This is a genomic window from Acidovorax sp. 107 (assembly GCF_003058055.1).
In the GTDB taxonomy this organism is placed as follows: domain Bacteria; phylum Pseudomonadota; class Gammaproteobacteria; order Burkholderiales; family Burkholderiaceae_C; genus Acidovorax.
The window spans coordinates 2,996,671-3,022,430 of sequence record NZ_QBTZ01000001.1; the positions used below are offsets into that span (position 1 = coordinate 2,996,671).

Genomic DNA, 25,760 nt, shown 5'->3' on the forward strand with positions numbered 1-25,760 from the left:
CGCTGAAGCCGCCAGGGCCTGGCACAGGCCCATGCCATAAGCCTCAGGATGTGGCGCCATTGTTCACGGGTAGCGTGAAGGTAAACACCGTACCACGGGGTTCATTCGGCGCAAATCCGAGGAAACCGCCGTGTTGTTCGATGACGGTGCGGCACATGCTCAGTCCCAGGCCCATGCCCTCGGGGCGGGTGGTGAAGAACGGGGTGAACAGCTTTTCTGCGACCTCGGGGGGAATCCCCGTCCCCACATCGGTCACGGCAAATTCAATCCAGCCGTTGTGCGGGTTGGAGGCTGCACGCCGCACCCGGATATCCAGCACACGATTGCGCACGCCGGGGTCGTCCATGGCTTGCATGGCGTTGCGTGCCAGGTTCAGCAGCACCTGCTCCACCATGGTGCGATCGCACAACGCGGGCGCCAGGCCCGGCTCGATGGATGTGTTGACGCGCACACCCAGCTTGCGGGCCTGCAGGCTCACCAGCGGCAGGATGGCATCGAGCAATTGCTGCGCATGCACGGCCTCGCGGGCCTGGTCACGGCGTCGCACAAAGTCGTGGACGCTCTTGATCACGCGGCCCGCGCGCTCGGCCTGGCGGGCAATCTGGCGCATCGCCATGCGCACATCGTCCAGGGCATCGTGCTCGGGGGTGGACGCACCGGCGCCGACACTGGCGGGCGTGGCATGTTCCAGCAGGTTGATGGAGCCATTGGCGTAGCTGGAGATGGCGGCCAGCGGCTGGTTGAGTTCGTGGCTGAGCAACGAGGCCATCTCGCCGACCGTGGCCAACCGCGCAGTGGCCTGCAGACGTTCCTGCGAGGCGCGGGACAGCTCCTCGACCCGGCGCTGCTCGCTGATGTCCAGGAACGCGCTCATCCAGCCCGTGTGCTGGCCTTGGGCGTTGATGAGCGGGGCCTCGATGATCAGCACAGGAAACCGGGTGCCATCCTTGCGCATGAACTCGGACTCAAACCCCTCGCGCGGTGGCATGGTGCCTGCAAAACGGATGGCTTGGCGCTGGCGGTATTCCTCGACACGCTCGGGCGGCCAATAGGGTGCTGACATGCTCAGGCCCAGCAGCTCCTGCGGGCTGAAGCCCACCATCTCGCAAAAGGCCGGGTTGACGTAGGTGATGCGCCCCTCCAGGTCGCGCGCGCGCAGCCCGGTCACCAGCGAGTCCTCCATCGCCTTGCGAAAGGCCAGCGCGTCGGCCAGGTCGCGCTCGGCGCGCAGGCGGCGACGGTTGTCGCGCACCAGCACCACCATCACCGTCACCAGCGCAATCGACATGGCCGTCACCAGGGCTGTGAGCACATTGGGAAACAGGCTGGGCGCGCTGTGCCAGCTGTCCATGCGCAGTACCAGCGTGCTGCCTGGCAGGTCCATCAGGTGCTGTGCCGAGAACATGCGCGAACCCCGGCGTGCCGCACCCAGCACGGCCAGTCGGGTGCCGTCGGCCTCGGTGAAGGAGGCTTCCTGGCTGCGGGTGAGGTTGTGACCCACCAGATTGGCCAGGATGTCCTGCAGCGCATAGGTCGCTACCAGGTACCCGTTGGTGCGCCCGCTGGCAGACAGCGGCACACACAGCTCCATCATCTCCGAGCCCAGACCGTCCCCATGGGGCTGAAAGTAGCTACTGGAATACGCAGGCCCCCCCAGGCGACGCGCGTTGGCGCAGGCGATGGTGAGGTCCGACTGGCCACTGTCGCGCAGTCGCATGTCCCACGCCACCGGTCGGTAGGGCGACTGCACATGGGTGCGCATGTGCAGGCTGGCGTCACGCAGCTCGATGCGCACCAGTTCGCGCCGATTGCGCAGCAGGTCAGACGCCTCGACCTCCCAGGCCAGATGGCTCGGGTTGTCGCTGGGCAGGGCCTGCAGGCTCTGCAGGTTGTGCGTCAGCGCGGTGCGGATGTCAGACACCGCATCGGCCGTGTCGCGCTCCAGGCGGGTCTGCACCTGGCTGGCTTCGTAGCGCCCGGCCAGCCACACCATCGTGGCCAGCATGGACACCACGAGCAGCACCAGCGCAGTCCACAACGACCAGCGTCGCCAGGCGCCGCGCCAGCGCTGCAGCAGCGTGCGTTTGGCGGGGAAGGCAGGGGTGGCAGTCACAGCACGCGGTGGGTCAATGCGGGCAGCTGGGCACGCACGGCGCCCAGGCGTTGCGCGTCCAGCTCTCCGGCGACCACGCCAGCGCCCTGATCCCGCTGCGCGACGATGCTGCCCCAGGGGTCCACCAGCATGCTGTGGCCCCAGGTGTGGCGGCCATTGGCGTGCACACCGCCTTGGGCAGGGGCCAGCACATAGGCCAGGTTTTCCACCGCGCGGGCGCGCAGCAGGACCTCCCAGTGCGCTTGGCCCGTGGTGTGGGTGAAGGCGCTGGGCACCAGCAGCAGGTCGGCACCGGCGCGGGCATGGGCGCGATAAAGCTCCGGAAAGCGCAGGTCGTAGCACACGGACAGCCCCACGCGCCAGCGCCGCCCGTCCCGGGCCTGCAGATCAAAATGCACCGGAGTGTCCCCAGCGTCGATGACCCGGCCTTCGTCGTACTGTTCCGCGCCGTTGCTGAAGCGAAAGAGGTGGATCTTGTCGTAGCGCGCAACGCAGGTGCCCGTCGGGTCGAAGACCAGCGTGGTGTTGCGCACCCGGTCCGGCGCGTCTGTGGCCATCGGCAGCGTGCCGCCCACAATCCACATCTGCAGCGCGCGTGCGGTATCGGCCAGAAACTGCTGGATCACCCCGGCGCCGGCGGTCTCACGGAACGCCAGCTTGTCGGTGTCCTTGTGCCCCATCAGGCAAAAATACTCAGGCAGCACGGCGAGTTCGGCGCCGCCCTGCGCAGCCTGTTCCAGCAGCTCGCGCGCAACACGCAGGTTGTCGTCCAGCGCGGTGCCGGACACCATCTGGATGGCAGCAACTTTCATGAAGGTTCTCCGGTCTTGGGGGGCGGGTTGACGCGGGGCGCCGCCTCGGTGGCAGGGCTCGCTTCGCGCCCGCGGCGGGCCACGCGCACCACGCGCGGGTCGGCCCAGGTGCCATCGACGCGGAACTCCTGCGTGGCCGCCTCGATCAGCGGGCCCCGCAAAAACACCTGGGCCAAAAAGCTGCCCAGGCCAATCACCGGGTTGATGGCCGTGGCCACGAGCGAGGCGGTCATGGCATTGATCTCGGGCACCACCACCACACGCAGGTCCTGCGTTTCCTGGTCGATATTGGCGCTGCCCTCCATCAGCACGGCCGCATTGACGCCCTTCATCTGCAGGTTGTTGGTGGTGGCCACGCCCCGCTCGATGCGCACATCGCCCCGCACAAAATCGAACGCAAAGCCTTCGCTGAACACATCACGAAAATCCAGTGTCAGCCGGCGTGGCAGCGATTGCAGACTGAGCACGCCCAGCAGCTTGGCCAACCCAGGGTCGGCCTTCAGAAACTGGCCGGACTCGACATTCAGGTTGATCTGCCCGGTCATGCTGCGGTAGTCGGGGCTGAACGGCGCGCCAATCCAGCCCACCTGCCCCTCCATGCGGCCCTTGCCACGCCGAACCACGTTGGCCATGCCCAGGCGGGCCAGCAGGTCGCCCGAATCGCGGATATCGAGCTTGAAGCTCAGCACGGTGCGCCGCTCCGCAGAACGGGGGCCCGCCGCAGCGGCATTGAGCACCGCCCAGTTGCCGCTGGCGGTGAACGCTGCCTCAGGCGCGGTGATGTTGAACTTGGACAGACGCCATTCGCGCTGCACGCCCTCGCCGCCCCGGTTCTGGGCCTCCATCTCCACCCGACCCAGCCGCTTGCCCCGCAGCTCAAAGTCGTCCACCACGATGTCCAGCGCGGGCAGATTGCCCGGTTGCTCGTTGAGCAGCTCTTCGACCTGCGTCACATCGCTTTGCGGCATGTTCACCCGCGACAGGCGCGCAAACAAGCGGCCATTGCTGAACTCGGGCGTGCCTGGCTGGCGGTATTCCAGGTAACCGTTGAGTTCGGTGGCATCGAGGTTGGCTCGCCAGGTGGTGCCGTCGCGCAGCGCACCCGCCACCACGTTGTGCAGTGTGCGGCCCTGCAAAGTGAGTTCACGCGCGCGCAGTGCCAGCGTGGTGGGCAGATAGTCCTGCGCCACCGCCGGCCCGGCGGGCGTCGTCGTCGTTGCTGGGCTGCGGGTAGCTGGCTCGGCCGCAGTCACCCGTGTGAGCACCTCGTCCCAGGCGTCCACATCCAGCTTGCCTTGGTTGATGTTGGCAGCCACGCCCTGGGTGGGCATCGGGGCCGACTCACCGTTGCTCAGGCCCACACCGATCGCGCCCCGCAACACGCGCGGCAGGGGGCCGCTCAGGTCGCGCACATAGGTCGCCGATCCGAGGGAACCCAGGTCCAGCGTGATCTGGTCCCGCAGCGGGGGGGCATTGCTCCCGTTGCCGTTGTTGTTCGCCAAGCCCACCAGCGATTCGCGCGCCACTTGGTTGTCGAAACGCAGGGGCAGGCTGCTGTCCGCCGTTTTACCCAGCGGGGGAGGCAAGGCCAGGGCCAGGCCCTGCAGGCTGGTGTTCACCTGCAGTTCAGGCACCCCGCGGCGAAACGACAGGGCCAGTGTGTACGGGGCGCTACCAGTGGCCCGCCGCGCCAGTTGCGACAACATGCCCAGCTGCGGGGTTTGCTGCAGCCCCTCGGCCGTGGCGGTGCCCTGGGCACGGATCTGCACTGCAGACTCGGTGGCCGGGGCATTGGCCGCCAGAGCGCGCATGCCACCTTCCAGCCGCACCGGGCCGCCCAGCGCCTGGGCCTGCACGTTGGACAGCGAAAACCCCGTCTCGCTGAACTGCACGGCGCCCCGCACGCGGGTGAGCGCAGGGGTGTCGGGGGTGATGCGCAGCTCGTTGCCCGCCAGCGTGACGCTGCCCTGCACCTTGGATTTGTTGATGTCGCTGATGGGCAGGCTCAACCGCAGCTGGAAGTCGGCGTTGCCCGTACCGCTGGCCTGCTCCAGCGCATTGCCCGTCATGCGGCCCAGCGGCGAGGTGGCCATGAGCGTGAGCAGCTCGGCCAGCGGGCCGCGTGCATCGGCACTCACGCCCACCACGGTGTGCGCCAGGTCTGGAATCCGCGCCTCGACCTTGGACAGACGCAGGCCCTTGCTGCCTGCAAAGCCGCCGCTCGCGCCGCGCACCTGCATGGACGAGCGTTCAAAGATCAGCTCGCCGCCCAGATCGATCAGCGCGGGCCAGGGCAGGGTGCCCGCGGGCTGCAGTGCGGTGGGCACGTAGGCGTAAGTGACGTCCTTGACCCGCGCCGCAATGCGGAATTCACCTTGCTTGGGGTCGTTGAAGGGCAGATCGTGCAGATCGCCCTTGACGCGGAACTGCACATTGCTGGCGCTGCCAGCCACCACCGCATCGCGCACATAGTGGCGCGAATCAGCGGGGATGGACAGGGGCAGGTAGCGGTGCACCCGGGTGCCGTCAGCGCGGTGCAACGTGCCCGTGAGGTCCAGCCCCCCCGGAAAGCGCGACCGGTGGGGCGCCTTGGATGGGTCGCTGGTGTGCCAGGTGGCGCGGGCATCGCCCTGGGCATCGGCATTGGCGAACTGCACATCGTTAGCCTGCACAGCAATGCGGTCGCCGTCCAGTTGCCAGCGCACATCGGCGCTGAGCCGGTCGAGCGGCAGGACGGGCTCCTCAAAAACCCCCGGCAGTACCAGCGCCCCCGACGCCATGGTCAGCGCCGCCTTGCCCCCTGCCTGGTTCATATCGATGTCCACGTTGGCGCCGCGCAAGCCCAAGTGGGCGGGTGCCGCGACATCGGTAGCACCGGCCAGCGCCAGCCCCTGGATGCGCCCCTTGACCTGGTACTGCTGCAGCGCATCCAGCGGCCCCTTCCAGGTGGCCTGGATCTCGTCCACCAGCCCTTGGGGCGTGTAGGTGCGCAAGGCGTCGTGGGCGGCCGTTCCCAGCGGCAGACGGCTGGCCACCTGCGCCAGTGCCGCCAGGTCCAGCCGGTCGGCCCGCAACTCGCCTTGCGCCGGGGCCTTGCCGTTGGCATCGGTGTGCACCAACCGCAAGTTGCCGCCAGGCCAGGTCAGGCCATCGTCGGTCTGGAACTGCAGCGCCTGCGTCGAGAATTCAAAGCCGCCAACCAAGCGGCGACCTCCCAGGCGCCCCTGGATGGAGGGCAGCACCAGCGGTCGCAAGTCAGGGGCCAGGGTGGTGTTCACATCGGCGAGCGCCAGGTCGGCCGTGCCACCCACGACCTGCCCGCTGCGCACGTCGGCCCAGGCCCGCAGCGCGCCCCGGCCCTGGGCCACCTCGATGCCCACATCGGCGTGGTGACGCAGGCGCGATACGTCCACCCGCGCGAAATGGGCAAACACCTGGCCGCTCCAGTGCTTCCAGTTGCCATCGCGGGCGCGCAGCAGCGGCGCGCGAAACAGGCCCACCAGGGTAAAGCGGTCACCCCATTCCGGCGGTGGCGTGGCATCTACCCGAAGGTTGTGGCGCCAGTTGCCGTTGCGCAAAACCACGTCCACCTTTTCCAGCGCCAACTCCGGGGCGCCGCGCTGCTCATCGGTCCAGCGCACGGTTCCGTCCTTGATGTACACCTCGCCCTGCGAGAACAACCAGTCGGCCGCCGCGCTGCTGTCGCCCTGGTTCTGGGCAAATTCAAGCCCCGCCACATAGATGCGCCCGTCGCTCGCGCGGCGCACGTCCAGGTCAGGGCCTTCGATGTAAAGCTGCTCAAACCCCCACTGCAACAACGAACGGGGCGACAGCGCCACCACCACCCGGGGCAGGCGCAACGCGGTACGGCCTGCCGCATCCAGCAGCGCGACGTCAGACAGCTCAATGGACGGGATCAACCCCTCGGTGCGGGCCACGATGGCGCCGATCTGCACGGGAACCCCCAATACCCGTGCGGCCTGCGCCTGCAACTGTGGGCGGAAATCACCGATTCGCGGCACAATCCAACCATGAAGAGCCCCCCATGCGATGGTCAGCAGCAGCCAGAAGGCGAGCAACAATCCCAGAGACCACCGCGCAAAACCTGCAACTATTTTCAGCAGGCGTGAGGGGTGCGAGGTGGGATCGATCATGGTGAGATGGAAAGTGGCAGGAATTATGACCCGCAGCCCTGGCATGGGTTCACTCGTGACCCGAGTGTCCAGTGAGCTTTTGTATGCCGTCGGGCCCGCAGACCAGCACCTCGCTCCCCGTCCAACATCCGGCTGTGGCTGCCATGCATCCTTCTCTGTCTGACCCCCGCTGCCACCAGCCCCTGCCGGAGGGGCCCCTGGCCGAGCATTCCCGCTTCTACCAGCGCCTGCACCGCCGCTACGCCAACGACCTGCCGCTGCTGCCCCCGGGCGTCCCGGTGCTCGCGACCATGGAACAGGCCTACGACGCCCTGTGCGCGCGCGGCTGCGACACGGGCACCGCGCTGCGCGTGCTGCGCCAGCTGGTCATGGAACGACTGATCCAGCTGGACTGCGAGGCGCAGACACCGCTGGCCGACATCACCCGCACCGTGACCGAACTGGCCGAGCTGGCCCTGGACCGTGCCTGCCAGCAGGCGCGCCGCGAGCTGGACGAACGCCATGGCGCACCGTGCGGCCCGCAGGGCCAGCCCGTGCAGCTGTGGATCATCGGCATGGGCAAACTGGGCGCCCGCGAGCTCAATGTCTCCAGCGACATCGACCTCATCTATGTGTATGAGCACGATGGCGAAACGGCTGGCATGCCCGATGGCCGGGGCCGCATCTCCAACCACGAATACTTCGCACGCGCCGTCAAGGCCATCTACAGCCTGGTGGGTGACACCACCGAGCATGGCTTTGTCTTCCGGGTGGACCTTGCCCTGAGGCCCAATGGCAACTCGGGCCCCGCCTCGGTGTCCCTGGCCGCGCTGGAGGAATACCTGCAGGTGCAGGGCCGCGAATGGGAGCGATTTGCCTGGCTCAAGAGCCGCGTGGTGGCCCCGCGCGACTGCATTGGCAGCCCCGAGGTGCAGGCCCTGCGCGGCGTGGTGCTGCCGTTTGTGTTCCGCCGCTACCTGGACTACAGCGTGTTCGACGCGTTGCGCTCGCTGCACAGCCAGATCCGGGACCATGCGTCCAAACGCAGCGCCGGACACCCCGAGCGCGCCAACGACGTCAAGCTCTCACGCGGCGGCATCCGCGAGATCGAATTCACCGTGCAGCTGCTGCAGGTGGTGCGCGGCGGGCAGTTCCCCGAGCTGCGCCGCCGCCCCACGCTCGATGCGCTGCAGCGCCTGGCCCATGCGGGCCTGATGCCCCAGGAAACCGCCGACGCGCTGGCCCGGGCCTACGTGTTTTTGCGCCGGGTGGAGCACCGCATCCAGTACCTGGACGACCAGCAGACCCACGTGCTGCCCACGCGCGACGACGACCTGGCCTGGATCGCCAGCACCCTGGGCTACAAGGACTGCTGCGCCTTCCTGCACGAGCTGGACGCACACCGCGAGCTGGTGGCCCAGGAGTTCGACACCCTGCTGGGTGGCAACGGCAAAAAGCAATGCAGCGGTGGTGGCTGTGGCGGCCCCCGGGCGGCGGCACCGCCGCCCCCGGAACTGGAAGGCCTGCTGGAGCAACTGCCATCGGGCTTTCGCGAGCGCGTGGCCGAATGGCGCAACCACCCGCGCGTGGCCGGTCTGCGTGACGAAGCGCGGGCCCGCCTGTTCCGCCTGGTGCAGCGCACAGCCCAGTGGCTCAAGGAGGGACGCGTCACTGAAGAGGCGACCATACGCCTGGCCAACTGGCTGGAGCCGCTGCTGCGGCGCGAGAGCTATCTGGCGCTGCTGCTGGAGCGGCCCTCGGTGCACGAACAGCTGCTGCACCTGCTGGGCGCGGCCAAGTGGCCCGCGCGGTACCTGCTGCAGCACCCCGGCGTGATCGACGAGCTGGTGGGCGACGCGCTGCTGTCCGAGCGTTTTGTGGTGGCCGACTTTGAACGCGAGCTGGGCATGCGCCTGGCGTCGCTGCGCTCCACCGGCGAGGACGACGACGAAACTCTGCTCAACCTGCTGCGCCGTGCGCAGCATGCCGAAACCTTCCGCACCCTGGCGCGCGACGTGGAGCGCCGCATCACCGTCGAGCAGGTGGCCGACGACCTCAGCGCGCTGGCCGACAGCGTGCTGCGCATCACCAGCCAGTGGTGTTGGAGCCGCCTCAAGAACCGCCATCGCGACGAACCCCAGTTCGCCATCATTGGCTACGGCAAGCTGGGCGGCAAGGAGCTGGGCTACGGCAGCGACCTCGACATCGTCTTTGTGTTCGACGACGACGATGAGCGCGCCCCCGAGGTGTACGCGGCCTTTGTGCGCAAGCTCATCAACTGGCTCACCGTCAAGACGGGCGAAGGCGACCTCTACGAGATCGACACCGCCCTGCGGCCCAACGGCAACTCGGGCCTGCTGGTCACGAGCTTTGAGGCCTATGCCAACTATCAGCAGCAACGCGGCAGCAACACCGCCTGGACCTGGGAACACCAGGCCATGACACGTGCGCGGTTTGTGATGGGCAGCGAGGCCCTGCGCGAGCGCTTCGACGCCGTGCGCGAGGCGGTCATCACCTCTGCCCGCGACCCGCTGGCGTTGAAGGGCGAGATCGTGACCATGCGCGAGCGGGTGCGCTCGGCCCACCCCACGCCCGCCGGAAGCTTCGACGTGAAGCACAGCCCGGGGGGCATGGTGGACGCAGAGTTTGCCCTGCAGTACCTGGTGCTTTCGCAGTCTGCCGCTCACCCGGAACTGCGTGGCAACCTGGGCAACATCGCCCTGCTGCAGCGCGCCGAGCAAGTGGGCCTGCTGCCCGCAGGGGTGGGCCACGCAGCCGCCGACGCCTACCGCGAGCTGCGCCGGGTGCAGCACGTGGCGCGGCTGGACGAAGCGCCCACCCAGGTCACGCCCCCCGCACTGCAGGCCGAGCGCGATGCCGTGCTCGCGCTGTGGCAGGCCGTGTTTGGTCCTGCCCCGTAGCAAGCGGCCACTTTCGATGCGGTGACAACCCGTTGCACTTTGGTGCAGCAGCAGCTTCTGAAAAATTCATTAATTCAAACAACTGTTTGAATTCTGGTGGTTTAATCCGGGGCCATGAGTTCCGGTGCCCACCCCATTCCCGCTGCAGCCCAGCGCACAGCCCGCAGTGACGGACAAGACACGCGTGCCCGTCTGCTGCAGGCCGCGCTGCAGCTGTTCTCCGAAAGAGGCTTTGCCCAGACGTCGGTGCGCGCCATCGCCCAGGCGGCGGACACCAATGTGGCCGCCATTGCCTACCACTTTGGCGACAAGGCCCAGCTGTACACCGCCACGTTCTACGAGCCGTTTGGCAGCGGCAGCGATCTGATCCCGGTGTTTGCTGACCCGGCCGTGGACCTGCAGGGCGCGCTGCACCACTATTTCGCAGGGTTTCTGGAACCGCTCAAGCACGACGACCTGGTCACGCAGTCACTGCGCCTGCATGTGCGCGAGTTGCTGGACCCTACCCATGTCTGGCCCGAACTCATCGAACGCGAATGCCGCGCCCCTCACATGGCGCTGGTTCAGGTGCTTTGCCGCCACATGGACGTTCCGGCGGTGGACGACGACATGCACCGGCTGGCCTTCTCCCTGGCCGGGCTGGTGATGCAGTTGTGGACGCAGCGCGACCCTCTGGTGGCCATTGCCCCCCAGCTGGCCACTGCCGGGGTAGTGGACCGATGGGTGGAACGGCTGACCGGCTACGCCCTGAGCATGGTGCAAGGAGAAATCGCCCGACGGCAGGCCACACAACGGTCTGGGCGTCGCACTTTGCGGACTTCACACAAGAAGGAATCCAACGCATGAATCTACGTACGACCCGTTTCGCATGGGCTGCGTTGCTGCCCCTGGCCCTGGGCGCCTGCGCGGTGTCTGCGCCGCCCGCCCGGGTGCCTGCGACTCCGCCCATCGCATGGCAAGCTCCACTGCCGCACCAAGGCTTGCTGGGCGATCTGGCCCGCTGGTGGACCCAGCTGCAAGATCCGCTGCTGGTCGAGCTGATCGACGCCGCCCAGACCGTGAGCCCGGGCATCGCGCAGGCCCAGTCGCGCATTGCGCAGGCCCGTGCCACGCAGGTGGGAAGCCGGGCGGCTTTGCTGCCCTCGCTCGACGCACAGGCCAGCGCCAGCCGGGGCTTCAATGACCAGCTGGCCCGCGTGGCCACCACCTCGCAGGCAGGGCTGCAGGCGAGCTGGGAGGTGGACCTGTTTGGCGCCAACCGCGCCGCCAAGACCGCGGCCGATGAACGGCTGGCGGGCGCACAGGCCCTGTGGCACGAGGCGCGCGTGAGCGTGGCGGCCGAGGTGGCGCAGCAGACCAGCAGCATCCGCACCTGCCTGGCCCAGCAGCAGGTGGCCGAGCGCGACGCACAGTCCCGTGGTGAAACGTCCCGCCTGTCGCAGCTGAGTGAGCGCGCGGGCTTCACTGCGCCCGCCACAGCCGCACTGGCCCGTGCCAGCGCCGCGGAGGCCCAGGCCCGCGCCTCGCAGCAGCGCATGCAATGCGATGTGGAAGTCAAGGCCCTGGTGGCGCTCACCGGCTGGGAAGAACCCACCCTGCGCACCCGGCTGGCCCAGCCGGTGGCTGCGGCCCCGGACACTTTATTTACCGTCGACGCACTGCCCGCCCAGGTGCTGGCCCAGCGCCCCGACGTGTACAACGCCGAGCGCGAAGTGGCGGCTGCCAGCGCCGACGTCGCCAGCGCCCAGGCCCAGCGCTACCCACGCCTGACCCTCAGCGGCACCGTGGGTGCAGCCCAGGTGCGCACCGGGGGCGTGACCACCGACCTGAACACCTGGACCATCGGCCCGCTGGCGCTCAGCGTGCCCCTCTTTGACGGTGGCCGCCGCGCTGCGCAGACCGATGCTGCGCAGGCCCGCTACGACGAGGCCGCGTCGCAGTACCGGGCCAAGGTGCGCCAGGCCGTGAGCGAGGTCGAGCAAGCCCTGGTGCGCCTGCAAAGCACGGCCGAGCGCAGCGCCAGCGCGCGCACTGCCGCCGAAGGCTACCGTGCGTCGTTCGACGCGACCGAAGCGCGCTGGCGCGGCGGCCTGGCCAGCCTGGTGGAGCTGGAAGATGCCCGGCGCACAGCGCTGGCCGCCGAGAACGCGCTGATCGCGCTGCAGCACGAGCGCCAGACCGCCTGGATTGCGCTGTACCGCGCCGCCGGTGGTGGATGGAAGCTATGAGACACCCCCCTGAGGCGCTTTGCGCCTCGCCTGCGCATCGCCGGTTTCAAGCGCAGTGGACGACGCCCAACACCATGCACAGCTGATATGAATTTTTCAGGACAGATGCACATGCAACACTCCTCCTTCTCCTTCAAGTTTTCCCCCACCGCCTTCGCCGTGATTACCGCCTGCGTGCTGGCCACGGGCGGTGCGCTGGTTTTCTCGGGCGCATCGCGTGCCGCCGATGAACCCAAGGCGGGCCAGCCCCGGCCTGCGCTCACCGTCAGCACGGCGCAACCGCAGCGCATGCAGGTGCCGCTGCGCCTGGCCGCCAACGGCAACATCGCGGCCTGGCAAGAGGCGAGCATTGGGGCCGAGAGCAACGGCCTGCGCCTGACCGAGGTGCGCGTGAACGTGGGCGATGTGGTCAAGGCCGGGCAGGTGCTGGCCACCTTCTCGGCCGACACGGTGTTGGCCGATGTGGCCCAGAGCCGCGCCAGCCTGCTCGAAGCCCAGGCCAATGCGGCCGAGGCCGCCGCCAATGCCGACCGCGCCCGCTCGTTGCAAGCCACGGGCGCACTCAGCCAGCAGCAGATCCAGCAGTTCACCACGGCCGAGCAGACCGCCCAGGCCCGCGTGGAGGCATCCAAGGCCGCGCTGAACGCGCAGCAGCTGCGCCTCAAATACACCCAGGTGGTGGCGCCTGACAGTGGCGTGATCTCGGCCCGCACCGCCACCGTGGGCGCGGTGGTGGGTGCCGGCACGGAGCTGTTCCGCATGGTGCGCAAGGGCCGCCTGGAGTGGCGCGCCGAAGTCACGTCCACCGAGCTGCGGCGCATCCAGCCCGGCGCCAAGGTCAGCGTCACCGCCGCCAGCGGCGCCGTGGCCGAGGGCACCGTGCGCATGGTCGCGCCCACGGTGGACCCGCAGACGCGCAATGCGCTGGTCTACGTGGATCTGCCCGCCAACACCGACTTCCGAGCCGGGATGTTTGCGCGGGGCGACTTCGCACTGGGCAGCAGCGATGCGCTCACCGTGCCGCAGGAGGCGCTGGTGGTGCGCGACGGGTTCTCGTACGTGTTTGTGGTGGGCGGCGACCAGCGCGTGCAGATGCGCAAGGTCCAGACCGGCCGCCGCGTGGCTGACCGGGTGGAGGTGCTGTCGGGGCTGGATGCGGGCGCCTCCGTGGCCGTGCGCGGTGCGGGCTTTTTGAACGATGGCGACCTTGTGCGCGTGGCGGCCCCTGCGGCGGCGCCAGCGGCGGGCAAGCAGTCCTCCAGCGAGTATTTCATGCAAAAAGTGCCTGTAGCGCTAGTGAATCATGCGCTAACAGCTATCAATTGAGGAGCATTCGAGATGAATGTATCCACCTGGTCCATCAAGAACCCCATACCGGCGCTGATGCTGTTTGTGCTGCTGACCTTCGGCGGCCTGCTGTCCTTCAACGCCATGAAGGTGCAGAACTTTCCCGACATCGACTTGCCCACGATCTCCGTCACGGTGGCGCTGCCGGGCGCCTCGCCCGCGCAGCTGGAGAACGACGTGGCGCGCAAGATCGAGAACAGCATCGCCACGCTGCAGGGCCTCAAGCACATCTACACCAAGGTGCAGGACGGCGGCGCCACCATCACCGCCGAGTTCCGGCTGGAGAAGCCCACGCAGGAGGCGCTGGACGATGTGCGCTCCGCGGTGGCCCGTGTGCGCGGCGACCTGCCGGGCGACGTGCGCGATCCCATCGTGACCAAGATGGACCTGGCCGCGCAGCCCGTTCTGGCCTTCACCATAGCGTCGGCCCGCATGGACGATGAGGCGCTGTCCTGGTTTGTGGACGACGCCGTGGCCAAGAAGCTGCTCACCGTGCGCGGCGTGGGCGCCGTCAACCGCGTGGGCGGTGTGCAGCGCGAGGTGCATGTGGCGCTCGACCCGGTCAAGCTGCAGTCCCTGGGCGCCACGGCGGCCGATGTGTCGCGCCAGCTGCGGCTGGTGCAGACCGAGAGTGCCGGCGGCCGCACCGACCTGGGCGGCAGCGAGCAGCCGGTGCGCACGCTGGCCACGGTGCAGTCGGCGCAGGAGCTGGCGGGCCTGACGCTGGCACTGTCGGACGGCCGTCATGTGCGGCTGGACCAGGTGGCCACGGTGACGGACACCATCGCCGAGCCCCGCGCGCTGGCACTGCTCAACGGCAAGCCGGTGGTGGGCTTTGAAGTGGCGCGCAGCAAGGGGGCCAGCGAAGTCGAAGTGGGCGCTGCCGTGCAGGCGGCCCTGCAGGAGATGCGAGCGCAGCACCCCGACCTTGAAATCACCGAGGCCTTCAACTTCGTGCAGCCGGTGCAGGAGGAATACGACGGCTCCATGCACCTGCTGTACGAAGGCGCGCTGCTGGCCGTGCTGGTGGTGTGGCTGTTCCTGCGCGACTGGCGCGCGACGTTTGTATCGGCCGTAGCGCTGCCGCTGTCGGTGATCCCGGCGTTCATCGGCATGTACTGGCTGGGCTTCTCGATCAACGTGATCACGCTGCTGGCGCTGTCGCTGGTGGTGGGCATTTTGGTGGACGATGCCATCGTGGAGGTCGAGAACATCGTGCGCCACCTGCGCATGGGCAAAACGCCCTACCAGGCCGCCATGGAGGCGGCCGACGAGATCGGGCTGGCCGTGATCGCCACCACCTTCACGCTGATTGCTGTGTTTTTGCCCACGGCGTTCATGAGCGGCATTGCGGGCAAGTTCTTCAAGCAGTTTGGCTGGACGGCGTCGCTCGCGGTGTTTGCCAGCCTGGTGGTGGCGCGTCTGCTCACGCCCATGATGGCGGCCTACATCCTCAAGCCCATCGTGGGCGACCACAAGGACCCACGCTGGATGACGGTGTACCTGCGCTGGGCCGCATGGTGCATCAAGCACCGGTGGATGACTTTCATTGCCACGGCGGCGTTTTTCATCGGTTCGCTCGCGCTGATCCCGCTGCTGCCCACGGGCTTCATCCCGCCGGATGACAACTCGCAGACGCAGGTGTACCTGGAGCTGCCGCCCGGCGCCACGCTGGCGCAGACGCGCGCCGTGGCCGAAGACGCGCGCCAGCGCATCGCCCAGGTAGACCACGTGCAAAGCGTTTACACCACCATCGGCGGCGGCTCGGCCGGCACTGACCCCTTCATGGGCGGCGCCAGCACCGAAACGCGCAAGGCCACACTCACCATCCTGCTGTCCCCGCGCGGCGACCGGCCGCGCAAGCAGGGCATCGAGAACAAGATCCGCGCCGCGCTGGAGACACTGCCCGGCGTGCGCAGCAAGGTGGGCCTGGGCGGCTCAGGCGAAAAGTACGTGCTGGTGCTCACCGGCGACGACCCGCAAGCGCTGACCGCCGCCGCATTGGCGGTCGAGAAAGACCTGCGCACCATCCCCGGCCTGGGCAGCATCTCGTCCACCGCCAGCCTGGTGCGGTCCGAGATCGCCGTGCGCCCCGACTTTGCCCGCGCCGCCGACCTGGGCGTGACCAGCAGCGCCATCGCCGAAACCCTGCGCATTGCCACGGTGGGTGACTACGACGTGTCGCTGCCCAAGCTCAACCTGGCTGCGCGCCAGGTGCCCATCGTCGTCAAGCTGCAGGACGACGCGCGCAAGGATCTGTCGCTGCTGGAGCGCCTGCCGGTGCCCGGCGCCAAGGGCCCGGTGATGCTGGGCCAGGTGGCCACGCTGGAGTTCAGCGGTGGCCCGGCCGTGGTGGACCGCTACGACCGCGCGCGCAACGTGAACTTCGAGATCGAACTCTCGGGCCAGCCGCTGGGCGATGTGACCAAGGCGGTGGAGGCGCTGCCCTCCATCCAGAACCTGCCAGCCGGCGTGCGCCAGATCACGATTGGCGACGCTGAAATGATGGGCGAGCTGTTTGCGAGCTTTGGCCTGGCCATGCTCACCGGCGTGTTGTGCATCTACATCGTGCTGGTGCTGCTGTTCAAGGACTTCCTGCACCCGGTGACCATCCTGGCGGCGCTGCCGCTGTCGCTGGGCGGGGCGTTTGTGGGGCTGCTGATCGCGCAGAAGAGCTTCTCGATGCCCTCGCTCATCGGGCTGATCATGCTCATGGGCATTGCCACCAAGAACTCCATCCTGCTGGTGGAATACGCCATCCTGGCGCGGCGCGAGCACGGCATGACGCGCTTTGAAGCGCTGGTCGACGCCTGCCACAAGCGGGCGCGCCCCATCATCATGACCACGCTGGCCATGGGTGCGGGCATGATGCCCATCGCGCTCGGCGTCGGCGCGGCGGACGCGAGCTTCCGCTCGCCCATGGCGGTGGCGGTGATTGGCGGGCTCATTACCTCCACGCTGCTGAGCCTGCTGGTGATTCCGGCGGTGTTCACCGGAGTGGATGACCTGGGACAAGGGTTCGGGCGGCTGGCTCGCCGCCTGCGCTGGGGACGGCACGGGCCCACGCCACCGGCGGCACCTGCGGCACCGGCCCTGGCGCAGTCCACCCCGCCGCCCGCCCCGTGATGCACCCGCGGCCGTGCCCCTCGGCATGGCTGCGAAAAGCAGGGCAATCACGGGGGTTGCCCGGGCTTTGGCGAGGGGGTAGCCGTCGGATAATGCAACGCGCACCATGAACCTCGTCAGCCTCAACATCGAATCCATCCAGCTGGGCCACCCCCTGCCTTTTGTGCTGCGGGGGGCCGACGGCGCGTTGCTGGCGCAAAAGGGCTATGTGATCCGCACCCGCGAGGAGCTGGCCAAGCTGGTGGAACGCGGGCACGAGCTGTGCGTGGACACCGACGAATCCGGCGGCAGCCACCGCGCCTACCTGGCGCAGCTGCAGCGCATGCTGATCGCCGACACCAACCTGGGCGAGATCGCGGCCATGAAGATGACGGCGGGCGAACAGGCCGCCGCCGCGCGTGCCGGCAAAACCCTGCCCGACTGGCCAGAGTTGCAGTTGCGCGCCACGCAGCTGCTGCGCTCCCCGTCGCCCAGCGACTTTGGCGGGCGCTTTCAGGCGCTGCACGATGAGCTCGCGCGCCATTGCGAGCAGACACCCGACGCCACCCTGCTGGCGCTGATCTATCTCTCGGCCCAGGAAACGCGCATGTACAGCGCCACCCATTCCATGCTGGTGAGCTGCGTGTGCATGGTGGTGGCGCGCGAGATGCTGCGCTGGCCCAGCGGCCGGGTGCATCAACTGGGCCATGCGGCGCTGAGCATGAACATCGCCATGACGGAGCTGCAGGACCAACTGGTGTTGCAGACCCAGCCCCTCACCGCCACCCAGATCGCCGCCGTGGAAGACCACGCTGCGCGGTCCGAGGCGCTGCTGCGCCACTTGGGCGTGGCCGACCCGGCATGGCTGGAGGCCGTGCGCTGCCACCACCACCGCACGCCGGGGCCCATGGCAAAAAAGACCGAAGCCCAGCAGATGGCGCGCCTGCTGCAGCGTGCCGACATTTTTGGCGCCCGCCTGGCCCCGCGCGCGGCACGGCTGCCCATGCCCGTCACGGCCGCCATGCAGGCCAGCTACTACGATGAAGAGCACCAGGTGGACGAGGCCGGCGCCGCCCTCGTCAAGACGCTGGGGGTGTACCCCCCGGGTGCCTTTGTGCGCCTGGCCAGCCGTGAAGTGGGCGTCGTCATCCGCCGGGGCACCACCGCCACCACCCCCCGCGTGGCCGTGGTGACCAACCGCGACGGCATGCCCACGGGGGAGCCCATCCCCCGCGACACGGGCATGCCGCCCTGGAAGATCACCGGCGTCGTGGCGTTCAAGGATGTGCGGGTCAAGCTGCCGCTGGACCGCCTGCTGCAATTGGTCTGACACCCCCGGGGCGCCACAGCCCCCCATAGCTTCCGCTGCCGCCTCCCTCGCGCGGCGGGCACTGCGCTGACGTCCCCGCGCTGATTTCCCCTGAACGGCGCCTCGCACAAGGTGCCGGGTTGAGCTGCCCGCACACCCCTTGCCCCGAGAGGGCCAGCGGGGTACCGCGCCATGCGCGCTTTCACAGCGCGCTTTTTCACGCTCCCACGCCCTTCGGTCAGAAATCTGAATCCAACGGCACTCGGGCCACGTATACCGCTCAGTACAAATAAAAACTTATGTGGACAAAAAAAGATGAAATGGTTAAATTGCCTGCACTAACTGCCCAAAGTCCTATGAACCGCCTCACAAGACTCCTCTCTACAGCCGCCGCCCTGGGGGCTTGGCTGTTGCTGGCGCCCGCCGCCCAGGCGGCCGACGCGCCCGCCGGATGCCCGGCCACGCTGCAGCACACCTTCCCGCGCCTGCAGGACGAAAAGCCCCAGTCGCTGTGCCAGTACAGCGGCAAGGTGGTTCTGGTGGTCAACACGGCCAGCTTCTGTGGCTTTACCGGCCAGTACAAGGGCTTGGAGGATCTGTATGCCCGCTACAAGGACAAGGGTCTGGTGGTGCTGGGCTTCCCGTCCAACGACTTTGCCCAGGAAAAAGGCAGCAACAAGGAAATCGCCGACTTCTGCGAAAACACCTTCGGGGTGAAATTTCCGATGTTTGCCAAAAGCAGCGTGAAGGGCCCTGAGGCCTCGCCGCTGTACCAGCAGCTGGCCCAGCTGTCGGGCACGGCGCCCCGCTGGAACTTCCACAAATACCTGCTGGGCCGCGACGGCAAGCTGGTGGACAACTACTCCAGCCTGACCGGGCCGGACAACAAAGGGCTGGTGCGTGCCATCGAGCAGCAGCTGGCCCAGCCCACACCCCGGTGAGCGCAATGATTTCTTTACATTTCTTGAAAAAAAATACAGGCGGCCTCTGGAACTTCGCCGGAGCGGCCCCACTCTATCCGTTGCGCAAGACGATTGCGCAGCGTACAGTTTTAGTGTTGCGAAGCCTTTCGGTCCCTCGGGTTCCGACTGACCTCCTGGAGCGCTTCTCCTCCCTCCCTCTCTTATTCGTTTCGGGACGCTTCGCAACCTTTTTATTCCGTGCACCGGCCAGAGGGGGCCGGCCATGAAAATCGCCATCATCGGTTCCGGCATCTCCGGGCTCTCCGTTGCGCGCCAGCTGCGTGGCCACGCGGACATCTCCCTGTTTGAAGCGGGCGACTACTTCGGGGGGCACACCCACACCGTCGATGTCACCTTGCCCGATGCGTCGGGCACCCCTGTCACCCACGGTGTGGACACCGGGTTTCTGGTGTTCAACGAGCGCACCTACCCTCATCTCATCCGCCTGCTGGCCGAGCTGGGCGTGGAGACGGCCAAATCCGACATGTCGTTCTCGGTGCAGGTGCCCGCAGCCCTCAGCGGGGGGCGCGCGCTGGAATGGAGCGGCACCAACCTGAGCACCGTGTTTGCCCAGCGCTCCAACCTGGTCAACCCGCGCTTTCTCGGCATGCTGCGCGACCTGCTGCGCTTCAACCAGCTGTGCACGCGCATTGCCGAAAAGCAGGCGGAGGCGGCGCTGATGCAGCCCCTGGGCGACTTCCTGCGAGAGCACCGCTTTGGCGATGCCTTCCGCGACTGGTACTTCTTGCCCATGCTGGGCTGCATCTGGAGCTGCCCCACCGACCAGATGCTGAAGTTTCCCGTGGCCACCATGATCCGGTTCTGCCACAACCACGGCCTGATCCAGGTGAGCAACCGCCCGCAGTGGTGGACGGTGTCCGGCGGCGCGCGCCACTATGTGGACAAGATCGTGGCGGGCATTGCCGACAAGCGCCTGAACACCCCCGTGCGCCGCATCGAGCGCGATGCCGCCGGTGTGCGCGTGGTGACTGCAGACCGCACCGAACACTTTGACAAGGTGGTGCTGGCCACACACTCCGACCAGTCGCTCGCGCTGCTGGCCCAGCCCACGACGCAGGAGCGCACCGTGCTCGGCGCCATCCGCTACCAGGCCAACCGCGCCGTGCTGCACACCGATACGTCTGTGTTGCCCCAGCGCCGCGCCGCCTGGGCCGCGTGGAACTACGAGCGCGCCCCGCAGAAGAGCCGCGAGTCGGCCCGCGTGTGCCTGCACTACCTCATCAACCAGTTGCAGCCCGTGCCTTTTGCACAGCCCGTGGTGGTGTCGCTGAACCCGGTGCGCGACATTGCGCCCGAGCACGTGATCGGCAGTTACGAATACGCCCACCCGGTGTTCGACATGGCCGCCATCCGCGCGCAGCAGCAGGTGGGCAAGCTGCAAGGGCAGCAGCACACCTGGTTCTGTGGCGCCTGGACGGGCTACGGCTTCCACGAGGACGGCCTCAAATCCGGGCTGGCCGTGGCTGAGCAATTGCGGGCAGCCCTGCCAGCCCCTTTGGCGGAGGCCGCGTGAGCCAAGCCCCGGCCCCATCCGCAGCGCCCCTCATTGGCTTCGGCCAGGTGCGCCACACGCGGCTGCGGCCCCGGCGGCACGCGTTTGCCTACCCCACGTTTTTCCTGATGCTGCCGATGCGCAGCCTGAGCGGCACACACACCAGCACACGCACTGGCACACACACGCCGCTGGCGGTGAACCGCAGTGGCGCCATCAGCTTCCATGACGTGGACCACGGCGACGGCCGCAGTGCCGCGCAGGGCGGTGCGCTGGCCTGGCTGGACGAACTGCTGCGCACCGAAGGCATCACCGACGCCACCGGCGAGGTCTGGCTGCACTGCTACCCGCGCGTGCTGGGCTACACCTTCAAGCCCGTGAGCTTCTGGTACTGCCACCGGGCGGACGGCCACCTGCGCGCCATTGTGGTGGAGGTCAACAACACCTTTGGCGAGCGCCATTGCTACCTGCTGGATGCGCCGCAGTACGGCGTGGAGCAGCAGGCGCGCAAGGTGTTCCATGTGTCGCCCTTTTGCGAGGTGAGCGGCGGCTACCGCTTTCGCTTCATGCGCACCCAGGCCGGTGCACAGGATGCAGGCCGCACGGTGGTGCGCATCGACCACGACGACGACACCGGCCCCCTCATCCAGACCAGCGTGAGCGGCACCCTGCAGGCCATCACCCCCCAGACGCTGCGGCAGGCGCTGTGGGGCTACCCCGCCATGACGCTGGCCATCATCGCCCGCATCCACTGGCACGCGCTGCAGCTCTGGCTCAAGCGTGTTCGTTTCCACCGCAAGCCCGAGGCGCCCGCCGCCGCCGTGACCCGTTGATTTCCATGACGAACGAGACCGCCATGAACTCCACCACCGCCCCCCGCTCTGCCCAGACCCTGCCCGCCGGCACCCCTGCTGCCGCCCGCACGGCGCTCAAGCTGCTGCACAAGCTGCAGCACGGTCACCTCACGGTGCAGTTGCCCGACGGCACCCTGCAGCACTTCGGCCACGGCAACGGCCCCTCTGCCGCGATCACGCTCAAGAACTGGAACGTGTGCAGCGCCGCACTCAAGTCGGGCGACATCGGCTTTGCCGAGAGCTACATCGCGGGCGACTGGACCACGCCGCACCTTACCGACCTGCTCAAGCTCTTCGTCGCCAACCGCCAGCAGGTCGAAGGCGTGATCTACGGCACCTGGGCGGGCCGGCTGCTGTACCGCATCAAGCACCTGCTCAACCGCAACACCCGCGCCAACAGCCAGAAGAACATCCACGCCCACTACGACCTGGGCAATGCGTTCTACGAACTCTGGCTGGACGACACGATGAACTATTCGTCCGCCTGGTTCGAGGGCGATGCGGGCGGTGACATGCGCACCGCACAGCACGCCAAGGTGCGCCGCGCCTTGCGCATGGCGGGGGTGGAGCCCGGTTCCCGCGTGCTGGAGATCGGCTGCGGCTGGGGCGCGCTGGCCGAGATGGCGACCGTCGAATTCGGTGCCCGCCTGACGGGGGTGACGCTCTCTACCGAGCAGCTGGCATTCGCGCAAAAGCGCATGGTGCAGCAGGGGGTGGCCGCGCATGCCGACCTGCGCCTGCAGGACTACCGCGACATCCAGGACGGCCCGTACGACGCCATCTGCTCCATCGAGATGGTCGAGGCCGTGGGCCGCGAATACTGGCCCACGTACTTCCAGTCGGTGAACCGCCTGCTCAAGCCCGGCGGCAAGGCCTGCATCCAGAGCATCGTCATCGACGACAGCCTGTTCGACCGCTACATCAGCTCCACCGACTTCATCCAGCAATACATCTTCCCGGGCGGCTGCCTGCCCTGCCCGCGCGAGTTCCGCCGCGAAGCCGAAGCCGCAGGCCTGCGCGTGGTGGACGAGTTCGCGTTTGGCCAGGACTACGCCGAAACCCTCAAGCGCTGGCGCGAGCGTTTTCTGGCGCAGCGCACGCAGATCCTGCAGCTGGGCTTTGACCAGCGCTTCATGCACATCTGGGAGTTCTACCTCGCGTACTGCGAAGCGGCGTTTGCGATGAGCAACATCGACCTGGTGCAGTACACGCTGGTCAAGGACTGATCAAGGGCCGAGAGTCGCTATGAAAAACATAGCTATTACCGCAATATTCACTAGCGCATTGATGGCTTTTGGCCCTCAAACTGCGCTGGCGCAGGTGGCAGAAGCCAGCGCCGCCACTGCAGCCCCGCTGTCGGGCGCGCGGTTGGCGGGGCAGGGCGTGCTGCGCTTTCTGGGGTTTGAGATCTACCGCGCGCGGCTGTGGGTGCAACCCGGCTTTGACGCCGACAACTACGCTGCCCACCCTTTGGCGCTGGAGCTGACCTACCACCGCGATTTTTCGGCGGACGCCATCGCCAAGCGCTCCATCGAGGAGATGCGCCGCGTGGGCAGCTTCACGCCCCAGCAGGCCACGCGCTGGCAGCAGGCACTGGCCGCCGCCTTGCCGGATGTGAAGGCCGGCGACCGGCTGCTGGGCCTGTACCAGCCCGGCGCAGGCGCCGTGTTCAAGATGGGCGGGCGTGTGGTGGGCGAGGTGCCCGACGCCGAGTTCTCGCGCCTGTTCTTCGGCATCTGGCTGTCGCCACAGACCTCCGAGCCCGGACTGCGGCAAGAGCTGATCGCCGCCACCCGCACGGCGGGCCAAGGGCAGCAATGACCACCCACACGCCCATTCGCGCCGGCCAAGGCCTGGCCTATGGGCTGCTGGGCCTGCCGCTGGCGTTCGTCGCACTGCCTCTTTACGTGCTGCTGCCCAACCACTACGCCCGCGAGTTCGGCATGCCGCTGGCCACGCTGGGGTCGGTGCTGCTGGCGGCGCGGCTGTTCGACGCGGTGTCGGACCCGCTGCTGGGCCGCCTGTCGGACTACCTTTTTTACCGCTCGGTGCGCGCTGTGCTGGCAGTGGGCTCGGTGTCGGCAGTGGTACTGGCATTGGGGCTGACCAGCCTGTTCTTCCCGCAGGTAGCAGGGGCCGATGCGCTCATCGCCTGGGCGCTGGTGGCACTGCTCATCACCTACACCGCCTACAGCCAGCTGGGCATTGCGCACCAGTCCTGGGGCGCGCGGCTGGGCGGCGACGAGCTGCAGCGCGGCCGCATCGTGGCCTGGCGCGAGGGCGCTGCGCTGGTGGGCGTAGTGACGGCGTCGGTGTTGCCCGCGCTGCTGGGCCTGCCGGTCATGCTCAGCGTGTTTGCGCTCACCTTGCTGCTGGGCTGGTGGGCGTGGACGCGCGCGCCGCGCCCCACAAGTCACGCGGGCGCCGTGGCCGGCGTTTACCGCCCGCCCCAACGTGCGAGCCTGTGGCGGCCCTGGGGGCGGCCCGCCTTCCGCCGCCTGCTGGCGGTGTTCATGCTCAACGGCATTGCCAGCGCCATCCCGGCCACGCTGGTGCTCTTCTTCATCCAAGACCGCCTGCAGGCCCCGCCCGCGCAGGAGCCGATGTTCCTGGCCGCTTATTTCGTCTGTGCGGCGCTGTCCATCCCGCTGTGGCTGCGTGCCGTGGCGCGCTGGGGCCTGGCGCGCACCTGGCTGGCCGGCATGCTGCTGGCGATTGGCGTGTTCGTGTGGACGGCGTTCCTGGGTGCGGGCGATGTGGTGCCATTCCTCATCGTCTGTGCGCTGTCGGGCGTGGCCCTTGGCACCGACCTGGCCCTGCCCAGCGCCTTGCTGGCCGGCGTGATTGCCGCCGAGGGCGACAGCGGCCAGCACGAGGGCGCTTACTTTGGCTGGTGGAACTTTGCCACCAAGCTCAACCTGGCGCTGGCCGCAGGCCTGGCGCTGCCGCTGCTGGGCTGGTGGGGCTACACGCCAGGCACACGCAGCGACGACGGCCTGCACACCCTGGGGCTGGCCTACGCCGTGCTGCCCTGCGCGCTCAAGCTGGCGGCGGCTGCAGCGCTGTACGCACTTTTATTGCGGCACCCACGCGGTGCAGCGCTGGCCGGAACCTGACTCCCCATACACAAGGCACACCCCATGATGCAACGACGCCTTCTCCTCTCCGCCGCAGTGGCTGCACCCGTGGTGCTGTCCGGCTGCGCCAGCCAGAACCTCGATGGCTACGCCAGCGAAAAACCGGCGCTGGACCTGGCCCAGTATTTCAACGGCAAGATCGACGCCTACGGCATCTTCCAGGACCGTAGCGGCCAGATCGTCAAACGCTTCACCGTGGTGATGGACTGCAGCTGGAAGGGCAACGAGGGTGTGCTGGACGAAGCCTTCACCCATTCCGACGGCACCACGCAGCGCCGCATCTGGCGTCTAACGAAGCATGCTGACGGCCGCTACACCGGCACGGCCGACGATGTGGTGGGCACGGCCAACGGCCAGACGCGCGGCAACGCCTTCCGCTGGAACTACACGCTGGCCCTGCCCGTGGACGGCAAGGTCTACAACGTGGACCTGGACGACTGGATGTACCTCATCGATGACCGCGTGATGCTCAACCGCGCCACCATGAGCAAGTTCGGCGTGCGGCTCGGAGAGATCACCCTGTCCTTCACCAAGCGCGCACCATGAAACTCAACCCTCCCTTGCGCGACTGGAAGGGCCGCCGGGCCTGGCTCATCGGGGCCAGCAGCGGCATTGGTCGGGCCACGGCGGCAGCACTGCATGCGCGCGGCGCGCATGTCATTGTCTCGGCCCGGAGCAGCGATGCGCTGAACGCCTTTGTGGTGCAGCACCCTGGCAGCACGGCGCTGGCCTTTGACACGGCCGAACCGGCGCAGGTACAAGCCGCCGCCGCGCAGGTGCTGGCGGACGGTGCGCCCGACCTGGTGTGCTACTGCGCGGGCTACTACCGCGACATGCGCGCGACCGACTTCGACCTGACCGTGATGCTGCGCCACGAGCAGATCAACTACAACGGCGCACTGCATGTGCTGGCCGCTGTGCTGCCCGCCATGCTCACTGCGGCCCAGACGGGGCACCCTGGGCATGTGAGCCTGATCAGCAGCGTGGCGGGGTTCCGGGGCCTGCCCAAGAGCCTGGCCTACGGGCCCACCAAGGCCGCGCTCATCAACCTGGCCGAGGCGCTGTACCTGGACCTGCACGACCTGGGCCTCGGTGTGAGCGTGATCAACCCCGGCTTTGTGGCCACGCCGCTCACGGCGGGCAACGACTTCACCATGCCTGCGCTCATCTCGCCCGAAGCGGCAGCCGACGCCATCCTGCAGGGCTGGGCGCAGGGGCAGTTCGACATCCACTTCCCCAAGCGCTTTACGCGCGTGATGAAGCTGCTGCGGCTGCTGCCCTACCGGTGGTACTTTCCAGCCGTCCGCAAGTTCACGGGACTCTGAG

Annotated in this window: 17 protein-coding genes; 14 read left to right on the forward strand and 3 right to left on the reverse strand. The window is 68.0% G+C overall.

Annotated elements, in window-relative coordinates:
- Positions 1-43: 43 nt before the first annotated feature.
- The 3 genes from C8C99_RS14050 to C8C99_RS14060 are packed head-to-tail and all read right to left on the reverse strand — an operon-like array spanning position 44 to position 7,079.
- Positions 44-2,113, reverse strand: coding sequence for a nitrogen regulation protein NR(II) (locus C8C99_RS14050; RefSeq protein ID WP_233247225.1), 2,070 nt, complete (start codon positions 2,111-2,113; stop codon positions 44-46).
- Positions 2,110-2,925, reverse strand: coding sequence for a carbon-nitrogen hydrolase family protein (locus tag C8C99_RS14055; protein ID WP_056643923.1), 816 nt, complete (start codon positions 2,923-2,925; stop codon positions 2,110-2,112). Before C8C99_RS14055 ends, C8C99_RS14050 begins: the two co-directional genes overlap by 4 nt.
- On the reverse strand, positions 2,922-7,079 hold the full coding sequence (locus tag C8C99_RS14060; protein ID WP_108626060.1) for a YhdP family protein: 4,158 nt from the start codon (positions 7,077-7,079) through the stop codon (positions 2,922-2,924). The genes C8C99_RS14055 and C8C99_RS14060 overlap by 4 nt, the downstream gene beginning before the upstream one ends.
- A gap of 143 nt (positions 7,080-7,222) precedes the next feature.
- Here C8C99_RS14060 and glnE point away from each other — a divergent pair, with 143 nt between their 5' ends.
- From glnE to C8C99_RS14130, 14 genes are all read left to right on the forward strand, one after another.
- Positions 7,223-9,979: a bifunctional [glutamate--ammonia ligase]-adenylyl-L-tyrosine phosphorylase/[glutamate--ammonia-ligase] adenylyltransferase gene (gene glnE, locus C8C99_RS14065; protein ID WP_108627166.1), complete on the forward strand. Its 2,757-nt coding sequence runs from the start codon at positions 7,223-7,225 to the stop codon at positions 9,977-9,979.
- A 114-nt stretch (positions 9,980-10,093) separates the two neighbouring features.
- On the forward strand, positions 10,094-10,825 hold the full coding sequence (locus tag C8C99_RS14070) for a TetR/AcrR family transcriptional regulator (protein WP_108626061.1): 732 nt from the start codon (positions 10,094-10,096) through the stop codon (positions 10,823-10,825).
- The gene (locus tag C8C99_RS14075; RefSeq protein WP_108626062.1) at positions 10,822-12,207 is read left to right on the forward strand and encodes an efflux transporter outer membrane subunit; all 1,386 of its coding nucleotides are present in this window, start codon (positions 10,822-10,824) and stop codon (positions 12,205-12,207) included. The genes C8C99_RS14070 and C8C99_RS14075 overlap by 4 nt, the downstream gene beginning before the upstream one ends.
- A gap of 111 nt (positions 12,208-12,318) precedes the next feature.
- Entirely contained in the window at positions 12,319-13,533 is a 1,215-nt protein-coding gene (locus C8C99_RS14080) for an efflux RND transporter periplasmic adaptor subunit (protein WP_108627167.1), read from the forward strand.
- Positions 13,534-13,545: 12 nt separating this feature from the next.
- Positions 13,546-16,680 (forward strand): efflux RND transporter permease subunit, encoded by a 3,135-nt coding sequence (locus tag C8C99_RS14085; RefSeq protein ID WP_108626063.1) that lies wholly within the window; start codon positions 13,546-13,548, stop codon positions 16,678-16,680.
- 106 nt (positions 16,681-16,786) lie between these two features.
- Positions 16,787-17,989, forward strand: a complete 1,203-nt coding sequence (locus C8C99_RS14090) for an HD-GYP domain-containing protein (RefSeq protein WP_056643934.1) — start codon at positions 16,787-16,789, stop codon at positions 17,987-17,989.
- Between the two features lie 335 nt (positions 17,990-18,324).
- On the forward strand, positions 18,325-18,909 hold the full coding sequence (locus C8C99_RS14095) for a glutathione peroxidase (RefSeq protein WP_056643936.1): 585 nt from the start codon (positions 18,325-18,327) through the stop codon (positions 18,907-18,909).
- 244 nt (positions 18,910-19,153) lie between these two features.
- Positions 19,154-20,464 (forward strand): NAD(P)/FAD-dependent oxidoreductase, encoded by a 1,311-nt coding sequence (locus C8C99_RS14100; protein WP_108626065.1) that lies wholly within the window; start codon positions 19,154-19,156, stop codon positions 20,462-20,464.
- Positions 20,461-21,276: a DUF1365 domain-containing protein gene (locus C8C99_RS14105; RefSeq protein WP_108626066.1), complete on the forward strand. Its 816-nt coding sequence runs from the start codon at positions 20,461-20,463 to the stop codon at positions 21,274-21,276. The genes C8C99_RS14100 and C8C99_RS14105 overlap by 4 nt, the downstream gene beginning before the upstream one ends.
- A 23-nt stretch (positions 21,277-21,299) precedes the next feature.
- Positions 21,300-22,523, forward strand: coding sequence for a cyclopropane-fatty-acyl-phospholipid synthase family protein (locus tag C8C99_RS14110; RefSeq protein WP_108627168.1), 1,224 nt, complete (start codon positions 21,300-21,302; stop codon positions 22,521-22,523).
- A 61-nt stretch (positions 22,524-22,584) separates the two neighbouring features.
- Complete coding sequence (locus tag C8C99_RS14115) at positions 22,585-23,118, forward strand: chalcone isomerase family protein (RefSeq protein WP_108627169.1); 534 nt, start codon at positions 22,585-22,587, stop codon at positions 23,116-23,118.
- A complete protein-coding gene (locus tag C8C99_RS14120; RefSeq protein ID WP_108626067.1) occupies positions 23,115-24,413 on the forward strand; it encodes an MFS transporter in 1,299 nt (432 codons plus the stop codon). Before C8C99_RS14115 ends, C8C99_RS14120 begins: the two co-directional genes overlap by 4 nt.
- Before the next feature lie 24 nt (positions 24,414-24,437).
- Entirely contained in the window at positions 24,438-24,980 is a 543-nt protein-coding gene (locus tag C8C99_RS14125) for a DUF3833 domain-containing protein (RefSeq protein ID WP_056643944.1), read from the forward strand.
- A complete protein-coding gene (locus C8C99_RS14130) occupies positions 24,977-25,759 on the forward strand; it encodes an SDR family oxidoreductase (RefSeq protein WP_056643946.1) in 783 nt (260 codons plus the stop codon). The genes C8C99_RS14125 and C8C99_RS14130 overlap by 4 nt, the downstream gene beginning before the upstream one ends.
- Position 25,760: the final 1 nt, after the last annotated feature.